General features: G+C 54.8%; 18 protein-coding genes. 8 read left to right on the forward strand and 10 right to left on the reverse strand.

The features are described from left to right. Positions 1–184 precede the first annotated feature (184 nt). Positions 185–1,570, forward strand: coding sequence for a diaminobutyrate--2-oxoglutarate transaminase (locus tag WFN61_RS17185; protein ID WP_257758732.1), 1,386 nt, complete (start codon positions 185–187; stop codon positions 1,568–1,570). Between the two features lie 17 nt (positions 1,571–1,587). Beyond that, the gene (locus WFN61_RS17190; protein ID WP_144817974.1) at positions 1,588–3,051 is read left to right on the forward strand and encodes a pyridoxal phosphate-dependent decarboxylase family protein; all 1,464 of its coding nucleotides are present in this window, start codon (positions 1,588–1,590) and stop codon (positions 3,049–3,051) included. Positions 3,052–3,104: 53 nt separating this feature from the next. Here the strand turns inward: WFN61_RS17190 and WFN61_RS17195 are convergent, their stop codons facing one another. Further along, positions 3,105–3,983, reverse strand: a complete 879-nt coding sequence (locus tag WFN61_RS17195) for a hypothetical protein (RefSeq protein ID WP_337038986.1) — start codon at positions 3,981–3,983, stop codon at positions 3,105–3,107. 130 nt (positions 3,984–4,113) lie between these two features. On the opposite strand from WFN61_RS17195, the gene WFN61_RS17200 reads away from it, so the two are divergent. Further along, the gene (locus WFN61_RS17200) at positions 4,114–4,449 is read left to right on the forward strand and encodes a hypothetical protein (protein ID WP_222889317.1); all 336 of its coding nucleotides are present in this window, start codon (positions 4,114–4,116) and stop codon (positions 4,447–4,449) included. A 100-nt stretch (positions 4,450–4,549) separates the two neighbouring features. Here the strand turns inward: WFN61_RS17200 and WFN61_RS17205 are convergent, their stop codons facing one another. The 5 genes from WFN61_RS17205 to WFN61_RS17225 all read right to left on the reverse strand — a co-directional run bounded on the left by WFN61_RS17205 (position 4,550) and on the right by WFN61_RS17225 (position 10,457). Next, positions 4,550–6,523 carry a PhoX family protein gene (locus WFN61_RS17205; protein WP_144817979.1) on the reverse strand — a complete coding sequence of 658 codons (1,974 nt, stop codon included), beginning with the start codon at positions 6,521–6,523 and terminating at the stop codon, positions 4,550–4,552. 76 nt (positions 6,524–6,599) lie between these two features. After that, positions 6,600–7,721 (reverse strand): metallophosphoesterase, encoded by a 1,122-nt coding sequence (locus WFN61_RS17210; protein WP_144817980.1) that lies wholly within the window; start codon positions 7,719–7,721, stop codon positions 6,600–6,602. 30 nt (positions 7,722–7,751) lie between these two features. Next, positions 7,752–8,744, reverse strand: coding sequence for an alpha/beta fold hydrolase (locus WFN61_RS17215; RefSeq protein WP_312235028.1), 993 nt, complete (start codon positions 8,742–8,744; stop codon positions 7,752–7,754). A gap of 19 nt (positions 8,745–8,763) precedes the next feature. Next, positions 8,764–9,558: an SDR family NAD(P)-dependent oxidoreductase gene (locus tag WFN61_RS17220; protein ID WP_312272622.1), complete on the reverse strand. Its 795-nt coding sequence runs from the start codon at positions 9,556–9,558 to the stop codon at positions 8,764–8,766. 44 nt (positions 9,559–9,602) lie between these two features. Continuing rightward, positions 9,603–10,457: a LysR family transcriptional regulator gene (locus WFN61_RS17225; RefSeq protein ID WP_144817983.1), complete on the reverse strand. Its 855-nt coding sequence runs from the start codon at positions 10,455–10,457 to the stop codon at positions 9,603–9,605. A 98-nt stretch (positions 10,458–10,555) separates the two neighbouring features. Here WFN61_RS17225 and WFN61_RS17230 point away from each other — a divergent pair, with 98 nt between their 5' ends. Next, positions 10,556–11,062, forward strand: a complete 507-nt coding sequence (locus tag WFN61_RS17230; protein ID WP_144817984.1) for a phenolic acid decarboxylase — start codon at positions 10,556–10,558, stop codon at positions 11,060–11,062. An 89-nt stretch (positions 11,063–11,151) separates the two neighbouring features. On the opposite strand, the gene WFN61_RS17235 is transcribed toward WFN61_RS17230, so the two are convergent. Then, the gene (locus tag WFN61_RS17235; protein ID WP_257758726.1) at positions 11,152–11,376 is read right to left on the reverse strand and encodes a hypothetical protein; all 225 of its coding nucleotides are present in this window, start codon (positions 11,374–11,376) and stop codon (positions 11,152–11,154) included. 75 nt (positions 11,377–11,451) lie between these two features. On the opposite strand from WFN61_RS17235, the gene WFN61_RS17240 reads away from it, so the two are divergent. Next, the gene (locus tag WFN61_RS17240) at positions 11,452–13,488 is read left to right on the forward strand and encodes a hypothetical protein (RefSeq protein WP_257758725.1); all 2,037 of its coding nucleotides are present in this window, start codon (positions 11,452–11,454) and stop codon (positions 13,486–13,488) included. Between the two features lie 2 nt (positions 13,489–13,490). Here the strand turns inward: WFN61_RS17240 and WFN61_RS17245 are convergent, their stop codons facing one another. Next, a complete protein-coding gene (locus tag WFN61_RS17245; RefSeq protein ID WP_257758724.1) occupies positions 13,491–14,552 on the reverse strand; it encodes an AI-2E family transporter in 1,062 nt (353 codons plus the stop codon). 155 nt (positions 14,553–14,707) lie between these two features. Here WFN61_RS17245 and WFN61_RS17250 point away from each other — a divergent pair, with 155 nt between their 5' ends. Next, positions 14,708–15,916, forward strand: coding sequence for an MFS transporter (locus tag WFN61_RS17250; RefSeq protein ID WP_238082549.1), 1,209 nt, complete (start codon positions 14,708–14,710; stop codon positions 15,914–15,916). A 52-nt stretch (positions 15,917–15,968) separates the two neighbouring features. On the opposite strand, the gene WFN61_RS17255 is transcribed toward WFN61_RS17250, so the two are convergent. Further along, complete coding sequence (locus tag WFN61_RS17255) at positions 15,969–16,526, reverse strand: DcrB family lipoprotein (RefSeq protein ID WP_144817987.1); 558 nt, start codon at positions 16,524–16,526, stop codon at positions 15,969–15,971. 72 nt (positions 16,527–16,598) lie between these two features. Continuing rightward, complete coding sequence (locus WFN61_RS17260; protein WP_144817988.1) at positions 16,599–17,264, reverse strand: 7-cyano-7-deazaguanine/7-aminomethyl-7-deazaguanine transporter; 666 nt, start codon at positions 17,262–17,264, stop codon at positions 16,599–16,601. 167 nt (positions 17,265–17,431) lie between these two features. On the opposite strand from WFN61_RS17260, the gene tusA reads away from it, so the two are divergent. Further along, a complete protein-coding gene (gene tusA, locus WFN61_RS17265) occupies positions 17,432–17,677 on the forward strand; it encodes a sulfurtransferase TusA (RefSeq protein WP_154056941.1) in 246 nt (81 codons plus the stop codon). A gap of 173 nt (positions 17,678–17,850) precedes the next feature. Further along, the gene (locus WFN61_RS17270; protein WP_144817989.1) at positions 17,851–18,822 is read left to right on the forward strand and encodes a TRAP transporter substrate-binding protein; all 972 of its coding nucleotides are present in this window, start codon (positions 17,851–17,853) and stop codon (positions 18,820–18,822) included. Position 18,823 lies beyond the last annotated feature (1 nt).

Below are 18,823 nucleotides of genomic sequence, written 5' to 3' on the forward strand. Positions count from 1 at the left end.
CGTTTACGTTAAACCGGTGTAAAAACATTTTTTGTCATTGATTTTCATAGAAATTTACATAAAAGCCCACAAAAAATAAAAGATTGAGTCCGCTGCTGAAAACACATATATTAGCCGCGATTTTTACCCCCCCTTAAACCCTTATTCAACCGGTGTTGAAACAACTCCAGGTTGTAGGAGAGATATGATGACGGATAAAGTCCGTATTGATTCTTTGAGTGCTGATTCATTCCCGCAAAGCAATGAGACCCTTCTCGCCAGACAGGCTGAGTTCGAATCCAACGTCAGAAGCTATCCGCGTAAATTGCCATTAGCAATTACCAAAGCGCAGGGCGTCTGGATCACCGATGCAGATAATAAACAATACCTTGACTGTCTTGCAGGCGCCGGAACGCTGGCGCTGGGCCATAATCACCCTGATGTGATCCAAAGCATCCAAAGCGTCCTTACCAGTGGCTTACCGTTACATACGCTTGATCTGACCACGCCGTTAAAAGATGAGTTCTCTGCTTATCTGCTCTCGCTGCTGCCGGGTCAGGGCAAAGAGTACTGCCTGCAGTTCACCGGCCCTTCCGGCGCGGATGCCGTTGAAGCGGCGCTGAAGCTGGCGAAAAAAGTGACCGGCCGTTCTGGCGTGATCAGCTTCTCCGGCGGCTACCACGGCATGACGCATGGCGCGCTCTCCGTAACCGGTAACCTGTCGCCGAAAGAAGCGGTTAACGGCATGATGCCGGAAGTGCAGTTTATGCCTTACCCGCACCAGTACCGCTGCCCGCTGGGTATCGGCGGCGACGCTGGCGTGAAAGCGCTGACCTACTACTTCGAAAACCTGATCAACGACGTTGAGAGCGGCGTGCGCAAACCTGCTGCTGTGATCCTCGAAGCGGTGCAGGGTGAAGGCGGCGTGAACCCGGCTCCGGCCGAGTGGCTGCAACGCATCCGTAAAGTCACGCAGGAACACGGCATTCTGCTGATCCTTGACGAAGTTCAGGCGGGCTTTGCCCGTACCGGTAAATTCTTCGCCTTCGAGCACGCCGGTATCGAGCCAGACATTATCGTGATGTCCAAAGCGGTAGGCGGCGGTTTACCGCTGGCCGTGCTGGGCATTAAAAAGCAGTTCGATGCCTGGGCACCGGGTCACCATACTGGTACGTTCCGTGGCAACCAGCTGGCAATGGCCACCGGCCTCACCACGCTTAAGATCCTGAAAGAAGAGCGTATTGCCGATAAAGTTGCTGAGCAGGGCGAATGGCTGAAGGGCCAGCTGGCTGAGATGCAGAAACGCTTCCCGGTGATCGGACACGTACGCGGCCTGGGCCTGATGATCGGTATTGAGATCGTTAAACCGCAGGAAGCGCAGGATCATATGGGCTGCTACCCGGCGGACGGCGAACTCTCTGCGCTGCTGCAGAAAAAATGCTTCGAAGCGGGCCTGATCCTTGAGCGCGGCGGCCGTGGCGGTTGCGTACTGCGTCTGCTGCCTTCTTTGCTGATCAGCAAAGAAGAGCTGGGGATCTTCCTCGATAAATTTGAAAACGCGCTGCTGAGCGCGGGCGTGAAGCCTGTTTAATCGGAGCAAATGAGCACATGTCTGATCTAAATCCGATTCTCTCTGGTTCCGCGCAGAGTATCGCCGCCTATCAGGAAGCGATTGAGCAGAGTACGCAAGCGGTGGTGCAGTGGCTCAAGCAGCCTGAGATGTACCAGGGCAAAACCGTTGCGGAACTTCGTGAGCGCATCAATTTAGAGTTTACTGCTCAGGGCCTGGGCAACCAGGCCGCCATTGAGCGCGCCGTGGAGTATTTCCTCAAAGACAGCCTCTCTGTGCACCATCCGCAGTGTGTGGCGCATCTGCACTGTCCGAGCCTGGTGATTAGCCAGGCGGCGGAAGTGCTGATCAACGCCACCAACCAGAGCATGGACTCCTGGGACCAGAGCCCATCGGCGACCATCATTGAGATCAAGCTGATTGAGTGGCTGCGTGAGCAGGTCGGTTACACAGCGGGCGACGCCGGGGTCTTTACCAGCGGCGGTACGCAGAGCAACCTGATGGGCCTGATGCTGGCGCGCGATGCCTTTTTCGCTCGCCAGGGGCACTCCGTTCAGCAGCACGGCCTGACCGGTAATCTCAGCAAAATTAAAGTGTTATGTTCCGAAAACGCACACTTCTCTGTGCAGAAGAACATGGCGCTGATGGGGCTGGGCTACCAGTCCGTGACGCTGGTGAAAACCGATCAATTCTCGCGTATGGATCTCAACGATCTCAAAGAGAAGCTGGCCCAGGCGAAAGCCAACGGTGAGCAGGTGATGGCCATTGTGGCCACCGCCGGCACTACCGATGCAGGCGCGATCGATCCGTTGGCTGACATCGCCGCGCTGGCGGCTGAAGAGCAGATCTGGGTGCACGTGGATGCAGCCTGGGGTGGCGCACTGCTGCTGTCTGAGAAGTATCGTCACTTCCTGAACGGCCTGGAACTCGCGGACTCCGTCACGCTCGACTTCCACAAACAGTTCTTCCAGACCATCAGCTGTGGCGCATTCCTGCTGAAAGATGCGCGTCACTATCAGCTGATGCGTTACCAGGCGGCGTACCTGAACTCTGACTTCGACGAAGAGCAGGGCGTGCCGAACCTGGTATCCAAGTCTCTGCAAACCACCCGCCGTTTCGATGCCTTGAAGCTGTGGATGGGTCTGGAAGCGCTGGGTAAAAAGCAGTATGCCGAAATCATTGATAACGGTGTGACCCTGGCGCAGCAGGTGGCGCAGTTTGTGGTGGAGCAGCCGCAGCTGGAGCTGGTCATGCAGCCGCAGCTGGCTAGCGTGCTGTTCCGTTTCCGTCCGCAAAACGGCGACACCGCAGGCGTTGCGCTGCTGAACCAGCGTATCGGCGATGCGTTGCTGGCCTCCGGGGCGGCGAACGTGGGCGTAACGGAGGCTGACGGCGTCACCTGTCTGAAGCTGACCCTGCTGAACCCTGTCGTTTGCCTGGAGGACGTAAAAGTTCTGCTGGCAAGCGTGATCGCCTGCGGGCAGCAGCTGCATAACGCCTGATTGCATCAGACGTGAAAAAAGCCGACGGCAGCGATGTCGTCGGCTTTTTTTTATTATAAATTGTCCTTAATCCTTTTAATGAAGCGGTAGTACTCCCGCATCTCATAGAGCTTGAGTTTATTATTCATCGCCTCCCAGCCACCCTCGCTTAGCTGCGCTGAGGGCTGCCATGACGCTTCACTGCCCCTAATCTCCTCCAGCGTTTGCTGTGGGGTCAGTGCGGCATCAAGGTTTTTCGGCAGGTCTTTAGGGGAGACGATGGTGACAGCGGCGAACCGGTAGTATTTATAGGGTGTCCTGTCTTTAGCGAGCGCTCGCCACCCCTCCGCCTTATTAAAGTCACCTTCCTGCCTGGAGAGGTGCAGTGAAAACGCCAGGTACCAAATTTCTGTGTTGCCGCAAAAATCACTGATCTCAATATACTGATGATAACGGTTAAGCTGGATGGCATCCTGCTCATCGGCATTACCCTCGCGGCCTGCTGCGGAAAAGTAGGGAAAGAGCGGTGTGCCATAAAAAGAGACCCGGCCTTGATTAGCATACTCTTTGGGCGGGCTGTGTTTAGGGATGGAGGTTCTTAACTCAGGGCCGGTGGTGCTGATCCCGATGTATTCCCGCTTTTCTATATTTTCAAACAGCTGCGCCCGGTAAATACCGCCGTTTATTGCCACAATATTGATTTCATAATCAAAATCGATAGTGCCAGACAGCACTGAACTATAGATTTTGACCTGGTGATTCGCATCGCCAAAAGAGCGTTTAAATCGGCTGTCTTTTGTCAGGAAAACATCGTAGCTGCCGCGCGCGTTATAGCTGGCCAGACGGGCGCTGACCTTACTCTGCGCCAGCGATCGTCTGGCTATGAGCATGGAGATTATCGCCACCGTTGCGGAAATAATCGGGATAATGCTCTCTTTTATCGATATGTCCATTTCGCGGGTCTCCTTTACGGCATCAAACAGGCGGTTATTATAACTTAGATTCTGTATTCATCCGGGCTGGTATTAGATCAAACCTGTAGTTATAGTATAAAAAGCAATTAACCGATAAGTGGAAGCGAGCATGGATAGCGCTGAAGTCGAAAGGCTTTTATTAAAAGAAGGCTTTACAGGAAAAGAGGTTTTAGCTCTTCGGCAACATGCTGAAAAGGAAGGCTATCCGTACTATTGGCTGCTTTCTCAGCTAAGGAAGCGATTTATCGTTTCCTTAGTAATCATAATGATACTCGTGTTGGGGTGGATCTATACGGCATGCAACGGCACTCAACAAAATCTTGTATCTTATTCAATTACTCTATTTTTTGGGGTTATCATATTATATATATTTATGCCTCTTAGGCCCGCTTATAAAGCATATAAATTTATAAAGAAGAAAGGGCATTTATTGATGCGGCACTAAAAATGCCTCTCTACCCAAAGAGTAAAAATTCCAGACATGTTGCCACATCTGGAATTTAATGCGTTCAGGTACAGCAGTTAAAGCAAGCTCAGGGACGGTATTAGCTTCCTATCAGCCCGCCGTCGGCCTTCACAATGACCACTGTTGAAGAGCGCGGGCGGCCGTTGGGGTCGGCATCCGGCCAGTTCGACACCGCGCGCGGATTCGCCGGGTCGGTAATCCCATCGCCTACTTCGCCAGGGTGCTGAATATTAATAAACAGCGTCCGGTTATCCGGCGTAAAGGCGATGCCGGTGATCTCGCAGCCGCGCGGCCCGGTGAGGAAGCGACGATACTCGTTGGTGCCCGGAATGGTAGCCACCATCTGGTTGTTACCCATATCAGCGTAGGCTTTCTGGTTAATGGTGCTGGAGGAGACGTCGGTCTGGATCCACAGCACGCCACGATGGTCGAAAGAGAGACCATCTGGGCTACCAAACGCGGCTCCCTGCATGGAGCCTTTGGCCTGCGCATCGTTGCCGTCGGTGCGGCCCGCCATCACCAGAATATCCCACTTAAAACGCCCTGACGCCGGATCGTTGTTCTCTTCCAGCCAGTGCATGATGTGACCAAACTGGTTGTTTGCGCGCGGGTTGGCAGCATCGACCGGGGCCTTGCCCTCTTTACCGCGATCGCTGTTGTTGGTCAGGGTGCAGTAGACGCTGCCGGGGGTGTTCGGATCGACGGTGATCCACTCGGGGCGGTCCATTTTGGTCGCGCCCACAACGTCCGCGGCAAGACGGGTTTTGATCAGCATATCGCCCTGGCTTTCGAAGCCGTGGCTCTGATCGAGACCGTTCTCGCCAAAGACCAGTGGGAGCCAGCTGCCGCTACCGTCCTCGTTAAATTTCGCCACGTAGAGCGTGCCAGAGGTGAGCAGATCCATGCTGGATTGGCGGTTAGCCGGATCGTACTTTTTGTCCGAGACAAACTTGTAGATGTACTCAAACTTCTGGTCGTCGCCCATGTAGACCACCACGCGGTTGTCTGCGGCGAGGGTGACCATTGCCCCTTCGTGCTTGAAGCGGCCCAGCGCCGTATGCTTGCGCGGTGTGGAGGTCGGATCGTAAGGGTCGATCTCCACTACCCAGCCAAAGCGGTTCGGCTCGTTCGGGGTTTTATCCACGCTGAAGCGTTCGTCCACCTCGTTCCAGCGATAGGAGTCATCTTTGTCGCCAATGCCGTAGCGCTTCTCCAGCGCGTTGCGATCCGCCTTCTTCACAAAAATATCAGACCAGTTCTCTTCGCAGGTGAGGTAGGTTCCCCACGGCGTGTGGCCGTTGGCGCAGTTCTGCATGGTGCCCAGCACCTGCTCCCCCTGCGGATCGGCGGCAGTTTTCATCAGCGGCTGATGGCGCGCCGGACCGGTGAGCTGCATTGGAGTGTTAACGGTGATGCGGCGGGCGAATGAGGAGGGGCGCACCACCTGCCAGCCTTCGCCGCGCTTCTGCACTTCGATAACCGAGATGCCCATCGCGTTCTGCCCCTTGCGGGCTTTGTTGAGATCCCAGTTGGCGTCGCCATCCTTGAACAGCATCCCGTTATCAATGTACTCATGGTTCATCGCCAGCAGGCCATGATCGGAACTGTCTCCGCCCTGCGGCAGGCTAAACCACGCCATGCCGTCATGGTGCATGCCCGCCTGGGCTGCCTGCTCGTCGGTGGTGTTGCTGCCGTCGGTCTTGAACGCGGGCATCGCATCCTTCAGACCCACCGGCTCGCCCCAGCGATAGAACGGCCGTGCGATATAACCCTCTGGTACAATCACCGTATCTTCAGAAGAGACGGGGATGCTGGTGAACCCCAGCGAGACTGCCTTAGCCAGTGCGGAAGGGCGGCCAACGGCGGCAAAGGCCGACTCGGGTTTGACCAGCAGCGGGAAGGAGACCGCCGCGCCCGCGACCACGCCCATCTGCAACAGGCGGCGGCGGGAGAGAAAGACGTTTGCGACGTCTGAAAATACCGGGTTGGCGCTGCGGTTACTGATCTCTTCGCTATGTTCTTTTTTGAATAGGGATTTTAACGGTCTGCTCACGACGGCGTCCTTTGGTTAACCAGAGAGTAAAGTGACGCCGTCAGACTAAGTAATTATTGTTACAATTTTATAACAGTCATCGAGCCGCGCTGCGGTGCAGGATCAGCTCGGTGATCTCCGACGGGTGACCCAGCCGCAGCGGGAAGCCGTTCCAAAGGCCCGTGCCGTTGCTGACATAGAGGATCATATTCCCCACCTGATAGCGCCCGGAGACAAAGCCGTTGTTTGCCGGACTGACAAGCAGATCTAGCCCGCGGATCATCCCGCCGTGTGTATGGCCGGAGAGCTGTAGCTTCACGTTGTGCCTGGCGTTGTCGTGGGCCGAACCCGGACGGTGATCGAGCAGGATAATGCTGTCATCGGGACGAACGCCCTTTAGCGCCTGCTCAAGGTCCGGGCCCGTCTCCTCGACGCGCTGGGCTGCTTCGTCGTTGACGCCCGCCAGCACGATAGACTCATCGCCGCGCGTAATGCGCACGTGGCTGTTTTGCAGAAAAGGGATCTTCAGCTGGCGGTAAATCTTCATCCACCCGACATAGTCAAAGTAGTACTCATGGTTGCCGGTAATGGCATAGAGACCGCTTTTGGCCTGGAGCCGGGAGAGCGGCTCGACATCCTTAAAGCGGCGGTCCACCGTGCCGTCGGACATATCCCCGGTCAGCACCACCAGGTCAGGATTGAGCCGGTTAGCTTTCGCCACTACCTGCTCTACCCATGCCCTCGGCAGCAGGCGGCTGGCGTGGATATCCGTCAGCTGGACAATTTTAAAACCTTCAAAGGCGGGGGGCAGATCGGGAAAATTTACCTCGACGGTGCGCACCGCCGGGATCTCAATCGCCTGTTTCACGCCGATGCCCGACAGCACCAGCGCAACCACCATCAGCGCTACGCCGGATGAGGTTTGCGGCAGACGCTTACGCAGCAGCCACTTCAGTAGCAGGGCGACGACGTCGCGCACCAGCAGCAGCCCGGCAAACATCACGATAGAACCAAACAGCCAGCCCTGGGCGATCATCACCGGCTCAGGCCATTCGGGGGAGAACATACTGCCGAAGAACAGCTTGCCCAGCAGGTGAAATTCGCCCGCCACCAGCAGCACCAGCGCCAATCCTGCGCGTACCCACATCGGCAGCGACAGCGGCAGAATAAACCGCGCTATCACGTACAGAGCGGGTATCAGCGTCCAGATAAAAAACATATTTTACTCCCTTAACTCACCCGCTCCAGATTACGATCGTAAATCTTTAAGCAATGCCGCGTGAAAGCGCGCCGGATCTTCCATCTGCGGGGCGTGGCCCATGCCGTCAAACTCTATCAGCGTCGCGCCAGGGATCTGCTTCGCGGCCTCTTTGCCCAGCACGCTATAGTTACCCACGGCCTTTTTCACCTCCGGCGGCGCGGTATCGCTGCCTGGGGCGGTAGTATCCCCGGTGCCGATAAACAGCGTCGTCGGTACCCGCAGATCCTTAAACTCATAGACTACTGGCTGAGTAGCGATCATGTCGTAGAGCAGGGCAGAGTTCCACGCTACGCGCTCCTTACCCGGCCCGTTGCTTAGCCCGGCCAGCATATCGACCCACCTGTCATACTCCGGCTTCCAGTTGCCCATGTAGTAGGTCTTCTGCTCATAGGCTTTGATGCTCTGGGCGCTGGTTTTTAGCTCCCGCTGATACCATTCGTCAACGCTGCGGTAGGGCACGCCTTTGGCTTTCCAGTCCTCAAGGCCGATGGGGTTGACCATCACCAGCTTCTCGGTCTGCTGCGGGTACATCAGGGCGTAGCGGGTGGCCAGCATCCCGCCGGTAGAGTGGCCTATCACCGTAGCTTTCTTGATCCCCAGCGAGTCCAGCAGCTGATGGGTATTGCGCGCCAGCTGCTGGAAGCTGTACTGATAGCTGGCGGGCTTGGTAGAGGTGCAGAAGCCAATCTGATCCGGGGCGACGACCCGATACCCGGCATCGTGCAGGACGCGGATCGTCTCCTCCCAGGTGGCGGCGCAGAAGTTTTTACCGTGCAGGAGCACGACCGTATGACCGTTGGGTTTATCCGCCTGAAGATCCATGTAGCCCATGCTGAGCGGCTGTTTCTGCGACTGAAAATCAAACTTTTTGAGTTCCCAGGGGTAGCTAAAACCCTCCAGGTGTTCACCGTACTCTGCTGCCGCAGCCGCTCCGCTGAAGAGCAGGGCGGCCAGCACACAGCGTGAGATTTGCATAGGCATAACGCGTCTCCACGCTGGGTTATACAATATCGTCTACCACGCCACCGTCGACGCGCAGCGCCGCGCCGGAGGTCGCCGAGGCCTGGGTTGAGCAGACGTAAACCACCATATTGGCGACTTCATCCACCGTGGCGGCCCGCTGGATCACTGAGGTGGGACGGTTGGCTTTCACAAACTCGGTGGCGACCGTCTCCAGCGATTTGCCGGTTTTGTCTATTTCGCTCTGCATCATGGCGGCAAAGCCGTCGGAAAGCGTTGGGCCCGGCAGCACGCTGTTGACCGTCACGCCGCTGCCCGAAACGTATTTTGCCAGCCCGCGCGCCAGGGAGAGCTGCGCCGTTTTGGTCACGCCGTAGTGGATCATATCCGCCGGAATGTTAAGCGCCGATTCAGAAGAGATAAAGACCACCCGACCCCAGCCCTTCTTCACCATCCCCGGCAGCAGGGCACGCGCCAGGCGAACGCCGGACATGACGTTGGTCTGCCAGTACGTATCCCAGGTGGCGTCGTCGGTGGCGCTGAAATCGGACGGGCCATAGATGCCTGCATTATTAACCAGGATATCCACGGACGCGGCGGTTTTCAGTACTGATTCAACGCCTTCAGGCGTGCTGAGATCGGCGATAGTGGCGCGCACCTCTACACCCGGCACCGCCTGCTGCAGCTGCTGAATGCCCTGGTTCACGCTCTCCTGGCTGCGGCCGTTGAGGATCACTTCCGCACCGCTCTCCGCCAGCCCGCGCGCAATCGCAAATCCAATCCCGGCGGTAGACGCCGTCACCAGCGCAACTTTGCCCGTTAAATCAATCTTCATCGTTTGCTCCCGTAGATGTCGTTATTGAACGTTAAGCATAGACGCTACTTAGCAGAGGTCAGGAGTTTCAGTAGCGTCTTCACCTGTTCATCCATCGGCATTAAGTCTTTCTTTACAATCAGGTGCAGGGGCGTAGCGCGGCGCACGCCATGGCCGAGGGGCAGCGTTTTTAAGACGCCCGCCTCCAGCTGCTCGCGGATCCGCTCTTCCGGTAGCCAGCCATACCCCACCTGATACATCACTGCGTCAATCGCGGCATCGATGGTTGAGAAGGTCCAGGCTTCGCTGGTGGACTGCTGAGCACTGTCACTCCCGGCGATGCGGATCAGCGGCCAGGCAGAGAGCGTTTCGTCATCTAACGTACTCAATGCAAAGAGCGGATGATCGCGGTGGGCCACGGCGATGAAATCTACGTTCATCAGCCACTCCCCGCGTCCGGTCATATCCTGACGGCGCGGCAGGATCATCACGTCGGCTTCACTGTGCGCGGGTAGGGCAACGTTTTCCTGGGCTTCGGTGAGATGCACCTGCGTTTGGGGGTAGCGCTGCTGAAACTGACGCAAGATGGCAAACAGATGGCTGCGGGGAAAGATGCTGTCGACCACCAAATCAAGGCGAGTGCGCATACCGTTACGCAAGGTTGACGCACGCGTTTCGACATAGGCAAAGGCCTTCAGCAAGGGCTTAACCTGGGTTAACAGCAGCTCCCCGGCAGGCGTTAACACAGCGCGTCGCCCTTCCGGCACGAGCAGCGCGATGCCCAAACGCTCTTGCAACAGCGCCAGGTTGTAGCTCACCGATGACTGGCTGCGATGCGTCTCTTCGGCGGCTTTGGCAAAGCTGCCCAGCTCAATCACTTTTTCCAGCAGTGACCACTGCTCCAGGGTTGTCTTGTGCATAAATTATCTAAAAAGTTAATTAATTCCATCCAAAATCAGCGTTATTAATCCATAATTTGCAGCGGTACGCTATCTCTATCACATGAAGGAGGTAAAAAATGAACAGCTTTGATAAACACGATCTGAGTGGATTTGTCGGTAAACACCTGGTTTACACCTACGACAACGGCTGGAATTACGAGATTTATGTGAAAAACGAGTCGACGCTGGACTACCGTATTCATAGCGGGATTGTTGGCAATCGCTGGGTGAAAGATCAGCATGCCTGGATCGTGCGGGTGGGTGAGAGCACCTACAAAATTTCCTGGACCGAGCCGACCGGCACCGACGTTAGCTTGATTGTTAACCTCGGTGACCGGCTGTTCCACGGGACGATCTTCTTCCCGCGCTGGGTCATAAACAATCCGGAAAAAACCGTCTGTTTCCAGAACGATCATATTCCGCTTATGGAGTCATATCGCGAGGCGGGGCCTGCCTACCCAACGGAGGTGATCGATGAGTTCGCGACCATCACCTTTGTACGCGACTGCGGGGCAAATAACGACAGCGTCATCGACTGTGCAGCCAGCGAGCTGCCAGAGAACTTCCCGGAAAACCTGAAGTAGGCTCACCGGACGGAGGCAGCCCCGTAGAAATCATCGTCTAACCATTAAGCATGGCAGCACCTGCCTCATCAGGTGCTGCGTATGTTCTCTCAACGGGCTTTAATCTTGCTATAAACAGTGCTCAACGGAACGCCGGTCATAATGGCGATTTTTTTTGCGGGCATACCGTTGTCATAGCAATTTTGCAGAATCGTTTTCTGGATCTGCGGCGGCTGGGAATCGTACATGGCACGGTTATATTTGTTTTGACTGGATTCCAGCACATTTGCCAGCTGACCTACAGCATTTTTAAGCGAATCGGTGATATCTTCCATTCTCTGCCTCCAGATAAATAATTAGGGTTAGTGTATCGAAAGCCGTAGCTAACAACGCATGACTATGGTGGCAGATTGCCTAAGGCTGCGGACTATGCAAAAATCAGGTGGTTAAAAAATAAAGTATCTTTTTCACTTATCCAATTGATAAAAAAGGTTTTTATGCGAGAGGCGTTTCCTGATAGCCATGCATTTTTTTCAGAAGTGGGCGCATGGCTGGGTCTGATTGATAAGAATCTTAACGCCGTAACGCTGCTTATTGCGGAGCAGCAGGTAGCCCGCGACGAGTTAATAAAAACCCGGCTTGTTGAGCTCTTTTGTCAGGGTTACCAGTCTCGGGCGTGGCCGCTTATTACAGGTTACCTTGAGCAAATTGAACTGCTGATTAACCAGCTTTGGCAAAGCGAGTTAACAGTTGAATATCCTGAAGAAAAATTTAATGAGCGTCTTTTCTTTTTCTTTATGCTGCCCTATCTCCGCCAACTTGCGCATATCTTGCAGCCCTTAGAAATTCACCGTGAAGAGCGGATTTTACTGAGGGTGATTCTTGCACTTTTTGAGGCGTTAATTGAGGATCCTGATCATGCGCTGCACGTGCACTTAGCCAGGCAACTTAAGAAAATTATCCCGTTCTCTTTTGGCAAGGCGCTTAAAGATAATGCCGATCGAAATTCCATAGCGAAAGAGTTTACTTTCTGCCGGGTGGGCTGCTCTGAAAGTCTTGAAGAGATCGAACGAGAGATTAAAGAAAGTAATAGACGATTGAGGGGAGAACATCTTAGTTCTGAAGATGTGTACGACATTGCCGAGCAGTATAAAACTTTTCAGCTGGCGGGCCTTTTTGTTAGAAATATTTTTAAAAGTCTGCGCGGTACGCTACCCAAGAAAATCCTGCTTGATCGAGAAGTAGCGACAATTTGCCAGAGCGATATATTGATGTTACTCCAGCAAATTGTGGCAAATCCTCTTGATATGACTGAAGATGAAGCCAAAATGGCGGAACTGCAGTATGGATTACTCACGCTGGTGCTTCCGGATCGTACGCTCTACCTCGATGTAATTAACAGCTTTCCACAAGACGATGCGTTACGGCTGGGAAGAGCAGCAGACTTCTTCTTACGCTGCCGCTGGCTTGGCCACGCAAAGCGCCATGAAGCGCTACAGGCATGGATTACGCTATTTCACCAAGACCGAGGCATTGAGGAACATATTTCACAGTCTAAAACACGGATTAACGCGCTTCTAAAATATGTTTTTTCTCCCTCTGTTCATATTGGTGCAGCTAGCTGGCAATTTAACCTGCAACGCCTAAACAGCTATCTAAGAAAATATTTTGCCCTGAACGTTAGCGAAGAGAGCAAGGAGTACCTTCTGACGCTGCGGCAGATCCGCGACGAACATAAACAGCCATTGCTTTCTCGTATCATTGCCATTCTGCTAGTCGGGATATTTCATAATTTGCAGATAAAAAGATCTCCGCGTCACTACAATGGGTTACTGAAATTTATCGCCGTAAATACGCGCTATGCCATGACCTTTACGTTGGTTGAGACCGTGCTGGGTCTACAGGATGACCGATACTGTGACATTATTCAGGTAGAAGGTACGACTGGTTTCAATCCCAGCTTACGTATCGAGATAAGCCAACCTAACTTGGCTTTTACTATGGCGCTAAAAGAATTTAACCAGCTACTGAGCGGAGCAGGTCTTTATGCATTGCCTCTATTAGACAAGTTTGTTCAGGTAGAGGACTATTTTCAGCGTAGCTATTTAACCCAAGGTACGTTGCATCCTTCTGAATCATTAACTACCTTACGCAACTGCTACAAAGAGAGCGTGTTTGGCTTCGATCCGGTAACGCTTTACGATCTGGTTTTTAAAGCAGAAGCGTACCTGAAAATTTTCGCTATTGATTTAAGTCCATGTAGCTGGTTGAAAGACATCTTCTTTCGCCTTTCACTGCTTCAGAGGATTGATCCGCAGGCAACCAATATCAACGTTCTGCTTCGGGATATAAGAACGCCAGCGGTACGCATCCCCGAGATTGCCTCTATCAAATTGACCTTGCCTGCTTTCCCGCCGCCAGCACAGCAAGCGGCGGGAAAGGACTAAGATTACCCTGGTAGCTTACTCTTTGGCCGTCCTGGACCCAGCAGGATGGCCAGCTTGCTGCCCCCTTTGGTGGTCTCCATCCAGATTTTACACACGCTGGTGAGCGGGACCGAGAGAAGCATGCCCACCGGTCCCAGCAGCCATCCCCACACCAGCAGCGAGAGGAACACCACCAGCGTAGACATCCCCAGCCGGTGGCCCATCATGCGCGGTTCAAGGATGTTGCCCAGCAGCATATGCACCACCAGGAAGAGCGCGCCGACCATGAAAAATTCATAGTAGCCGTTGAACAGCAGCGCCTGGATCATCGGCGGAATGGCCGACAGCACGGAACCGATATTGGGCACGTAGTTCAGCAGGAATGCCAGCACGCCCCACATCAGGGCAAACTGAACATCCAGCAGCATCAACCCCAGCCAGATAATTACCCCGGTCCACAGGCTAATGAGTGTCTTGAGCGCCAGATAGTGCGAAACGCCTTTCAACGCCCGGTGCAGGCCCGCAATGTGGATCTGCGGATTATTCAGCGCGAAGCGCAGCTTGTAGGGCACGTGGCGAACTTCAAACAGCATGAACACCACCGTCATCACCAGCAGAACGACGCTGGCCATGGCGTTAGAGAGCTGCGCCATCAGCGTGGTGGCGAAGGTCATCATCTTATCGGAGTCCATGCGCTGCAGCATACGCTCCGGCGAGATGTGCAGATTCAAAAAAGGCAGCGCCTGCTGGAGGGCGACAATTTTGCGCGTTAACTCCCGGTTATATTTCGGTAGCAGATTAATAAAGTCGGTTGTCGAAGCAGCGAGCACGCCAAACAGGGCGGTAAGCACCACCAGCATCACCACCACCACGATAGTTATTGCGAGGGGGCGTTTAATTCCACGACGTAAAAACCAGGTGACCAGAGGATTAAGAACGATAGCAAAGAAGAGCGCCAGCAGAAGCTGGACGATAATATCGGCCGCCGCATGGATACCCGCAAGGATAATCACCAGCGCGGCCAGTTTGACAAGAATGTGCAGTCCTGCTTTATCACCAGATTTTTCAGGCAATATGTTGAGCATGTTGAATTCCTTTTATCGCTGTGCACGTTAAGTGTAGTGCCTTGTTGGGGCTTCGTTTAAGACGGATAATCTTATTGTGAAGGCTGATTTTCACGCCTCGCCGTGGTAATAGTGAAACACTCCTGTAAAGAACCGCTGTAAAACTGGTGAGCTTGATGCCTGAACCCGTCGCCGACCCGGCGCTAAGCGGAGTGCGCCTTAACCTGCGCATTATCTCCGTCGTTATATTTAACTTCGCAAGTTACTTCATTATTGGTCTGCCGCTGGCCGTACTGCCGGGCTATGTCCACGACGTTATGGGGTTTAGCGCCTTCTGGGCAGGGCTGGTGATCAGCCTGCAATATTTCGCCACGCTGTTGAGCCGCCCGCACGCCGGGCGCTATGCCGATAGTCTGGGGCCAAAAAAGATCGTGCTCTTTGGCCTGTGCGGCTGCTTTCTGAGCGGCGTCGGCTACCTGCTGGCGAGTATAGGCAGCGGCTGGCCCATCGTCAGCCTGGCACTGCTCTGCGTCGGCAGGGTGATCCTCGGCGTAGGTCAGAGCTTTGCCGGTACCGGCTCGACGCTTTGGGGCGTAGGCACGGTGGGGTCGCTGCACATCGGCAAGGTCATCTCCTGGAACGGTATCGCCTCCTATGGCGCGATGGCGCTCGGCGCACCGCTGGGCGTGCTCTGCTTTCACTACGTTGGCCTGACCGGACTGTCCCTCACTATCATGGCCGTGGCGCTGGTGGCGTTCCTCTTTGCCCTGACTCGTCCGGCGGTGAAGGTGAGCAAAGGCAAGCCGCTGCCGTTTCGCGACGTACTGGGGCGGATCTGGCTCTACGGCATGGCGCTGGCGCTGGGCTCTGCCGGATTTGGCGTTATCGCTACCTTTATTACCCTTTTCTACGATGCGAAAGGCTGGGATGGTGCGGCCTTTGCCCTGACGCTCTTTAGCTGTGCATTTATCGGCGCACGCCTCTTTTTCCCCAATAGCATCAGCCGGTTAGGCGGCCTCAACGTGGCGCTGATCTGCTTTGCGGTTGAGACGCTGGGATTAATGCTCACCGGCCTTGCCTCTGCGCCCTGGATGGCGAAAGTCGGCGTGCTGCTGGCGGGGGCGGGGTTCTCGCTGGTCTTCCCGGCGCTGGGCGTCGTGGCGGTTAAAGCGGTGCCGCAGCAGAATCAGGGCGCGGCGCTGGCGACCTATACGGTGTTTATGGACCTGGCCCTGGGCATCACCGGGCCGGCGGCCGGGCTGCTGATGGCGTGGACCGGCGTCTCGTCAATCTATATTGCGGCGGCTGGGCTGGTAGCGGTAGCGTTGCTGCTGGCGTGGCAGTTAAAAAAACGGCCTCCAATGGAGACCGTTTCCGAGTCGTAGGCCCGGCAAGCAGCGCGCCGCCGGGCGTTACATACAATTAGTTAATCAACAATTAGTTAATCACGATAGTGTTGATAATATTCTCTGCTGCGCTCTGCGCCTGCTGCTGGTTTTCTGCCGGCAGCGTGACCTGGATGGTCAGCAGCTTGCCATCAACCTTACCCAGCACCACGGAGGACCAGGCGGTCTGGCCTTTTGCGGAGATGATGCTGTCCAGCTGCTGCAGCGTGTGACCTTTCACCTCAATGGATTTATTGGTCACCACCTGCAGCTGCGGATCGCGGCTGCGCTGCTGCTCTTCCAGACGTTTCGTCAGCACCGGCAGCTCTTCATTGGTGGTATCACCAACGATCACAATCACCGCTTTCTGGCCGGTGGCGTCGGAGTAGACGTGCATATTATTCGCCTGGGTACCCAGCTTTCCGCTCTGATCGCTCATGTCGGCAGGCAGGGAGAAGGTCACCTTGCCATCCAGCAGGCTCACCGGCTGACCGGTCGCGTTGCTCTCCGACGCGGCACCCTGTGCAGGCGTTTTCGCATCGTTGTTATCACAGGCCGCCAGCCCTAACACCAGCAGGCCAATCCCGACATACTTAACCAGATTGCGCATTGACTTCTTCCTTTCGATAAACGGCCAAAACGGCTCATAGGCCCATCTTATCACAAGTTAGAAGGCGTACCTTTAACTGGCCTGCAACGCAGAAATTTCAGATTTATCCGCCAGCCTTTTCAGGCACATATTCAGCAATACGCCATACATCGGCAGGAAGAACAGAATGCTGATAAGCACCTTAAAGCTGTAGTCCACCAGCGCGATTTCGGTCCAGTGCTGGGCCATAAACGCGTCCGGGCTACGCCAGAAGGCGATAAAGAAGAAGGCAACGGTATCACTGGCGTTACCGAACACGGTGGAGACGGTCGGGGCGAGCCACCAGCGGCGATTCTGACGCAGGCGGTTAAAGACGCGCACGTCGAGGATCTGCCCCAGGGTGTACGCCATAAAGCTGGCGGCGGCGATGCGGGCGACGAACAGGTTAAAGTGTGTCAGCGCGCCAAAGCCCTGCCAGCTGCCCATATAAAACAGCGACGAGACGATATAGGAGATAATCAGCGCCGGGATCATGACGGCAAAGATGATCCGCCGGGCGAGCGGTGCGCCAAAGATACGCACGGTCAGGTCGGTGGCGAGGAAGATAAAGGGAAAGCTAAACGCGCCCCAGGTGGTATGGAAACCAAACACCGAGATCGGCAGCTGTACCAGGTAGTTGCTGGAGGTGATCACCAGCAGATGAAAAAGCGATAGCCAGAACAGCGCTTTCATGCGCTGAGATTGTGAGAACTGCGTCATATTGTGACCTTTTTAGTAGTTGGGGTTAGGGAACCCAATTTGAACCGCCGCATCATACTGCTTTAGCACCACTTTGCAATGGTTAAAATGCACGCAATCGTTAACATGGGTTGCATTGCAACGATCGCGGCGTAAACTACAGCGGTTTTTGACGGAATGAGCTAAAAATGACCGATCTCTTTACTACGCCAGACCATACCCTTGACGCTCAGGGGCTGCGCTGCCCGGAACCCGTGATGATGGTACGTAAAACCGTACGCACCATGCAGGCCGGGGAAACCTTGCTGATTATCGCCGACGATCCCGCTACCACGCGCGATATTCCCGGATTTTGCCGCTTTATGGAGCACGAGCTGGTCGCCCAGCAGGTGGAGGCGCTGCCGTACCGTTATCTGCTGCGTAAAGGGCAATAACACCGTTTATTAACATCATTTGGACTACCGTTGTCACATAATTGAACCATCGTTTCACAATCTTATTACTTTTGTGAACCGCTTCACCTCTGCTTCTCCAGGCGTAGTGTAGTTTTTAAGCGTAAAAATAAAACGCTGTTTGCCGCTTACCTCACTACCCTGGAGTTGACTCAATGAAAACGACCTTGAAGCCGTTGTTAGCCGCTCTGTGCCTGACTGCTTTTGCCTCCTCTGTTGCTGCTCAAACCATCAAAGCTGCCGATGTTCATCCGCAGGGTTATCCCAACGTGGTGGCCGTAGAGCAGATGGGCGAAAAGTTGAAACAGCAAACCGACGGTAAGCTGGAGATCAAAGTCTTCCCTGGCGGCGTACTTGGGGATGAAAAGCAGATGATCGAGCAGGCGCAGATGGGCGCTATCGACATCATCCGCGTCTCCATGGCACCGGTGGCGGCGATCCTGCCGGACATCGAAGTCTTTACGCTGCCCTACGTCTTCCGCGATGAAGACCACATGCACAAAATTATCGACGGTGATATCGGCAAGCAGATCGGCGAGAAGCTCACCGCCAACCCGAAATCCAGGCTGGTATTTCTCGGCTGGATGGACTCCGGCACCCGCAACCTGATCACCAAGGATCCGATTGTCAAACCAGAAGACCTGAAGGGCAAAAAGATCCGCGTGCAGGGTAGCCCGGTGGCGCTGGCCACGCTGAAAGATATGGGAGCTAACTCGGTGGCGATGGGCGTGAGCGAGGTCTACAGCGGCATGCAAACCGGTGTGATTGACGGAGCAGAGAACAACCCGCCGACCTTTGTGGCCCACAACTATATGCCGGTGGCAAAAAACTACACCCTCAGCGGCCACTTCATTACCCCAGAGATGCTGCTCTACTCCAAAGTGAAGTGGGACAAGCTCAGCGCTGACGATCAGAAAAAAATCCTCACCCTGGCCCGCGAAGCGCAGTTTGAACAGCGCAAGCTGTGGAATGCCTATAACCAGCAGGCGCTCGACAAGATGAAGGCGGGCGGCGTCCAGTTCCACGACATCGACAAATCGGTCTTTATCAAAGCGACAGAGCCGGTGCGCGCCCAGTATGGCGATAAGCATCAGGATCTGATGAAAGCCATCGCCGACGTTAAGTAAA

The organism is Pseudescherichia sp. AS216 (assembly GCF_037152055.1).
Taxonomy (GTDB): Bacteria; Pseudomonadota; Gammaproteobacteria; order Enterobacterales; family Enterobacteriaceae; genus Pseudescherichia.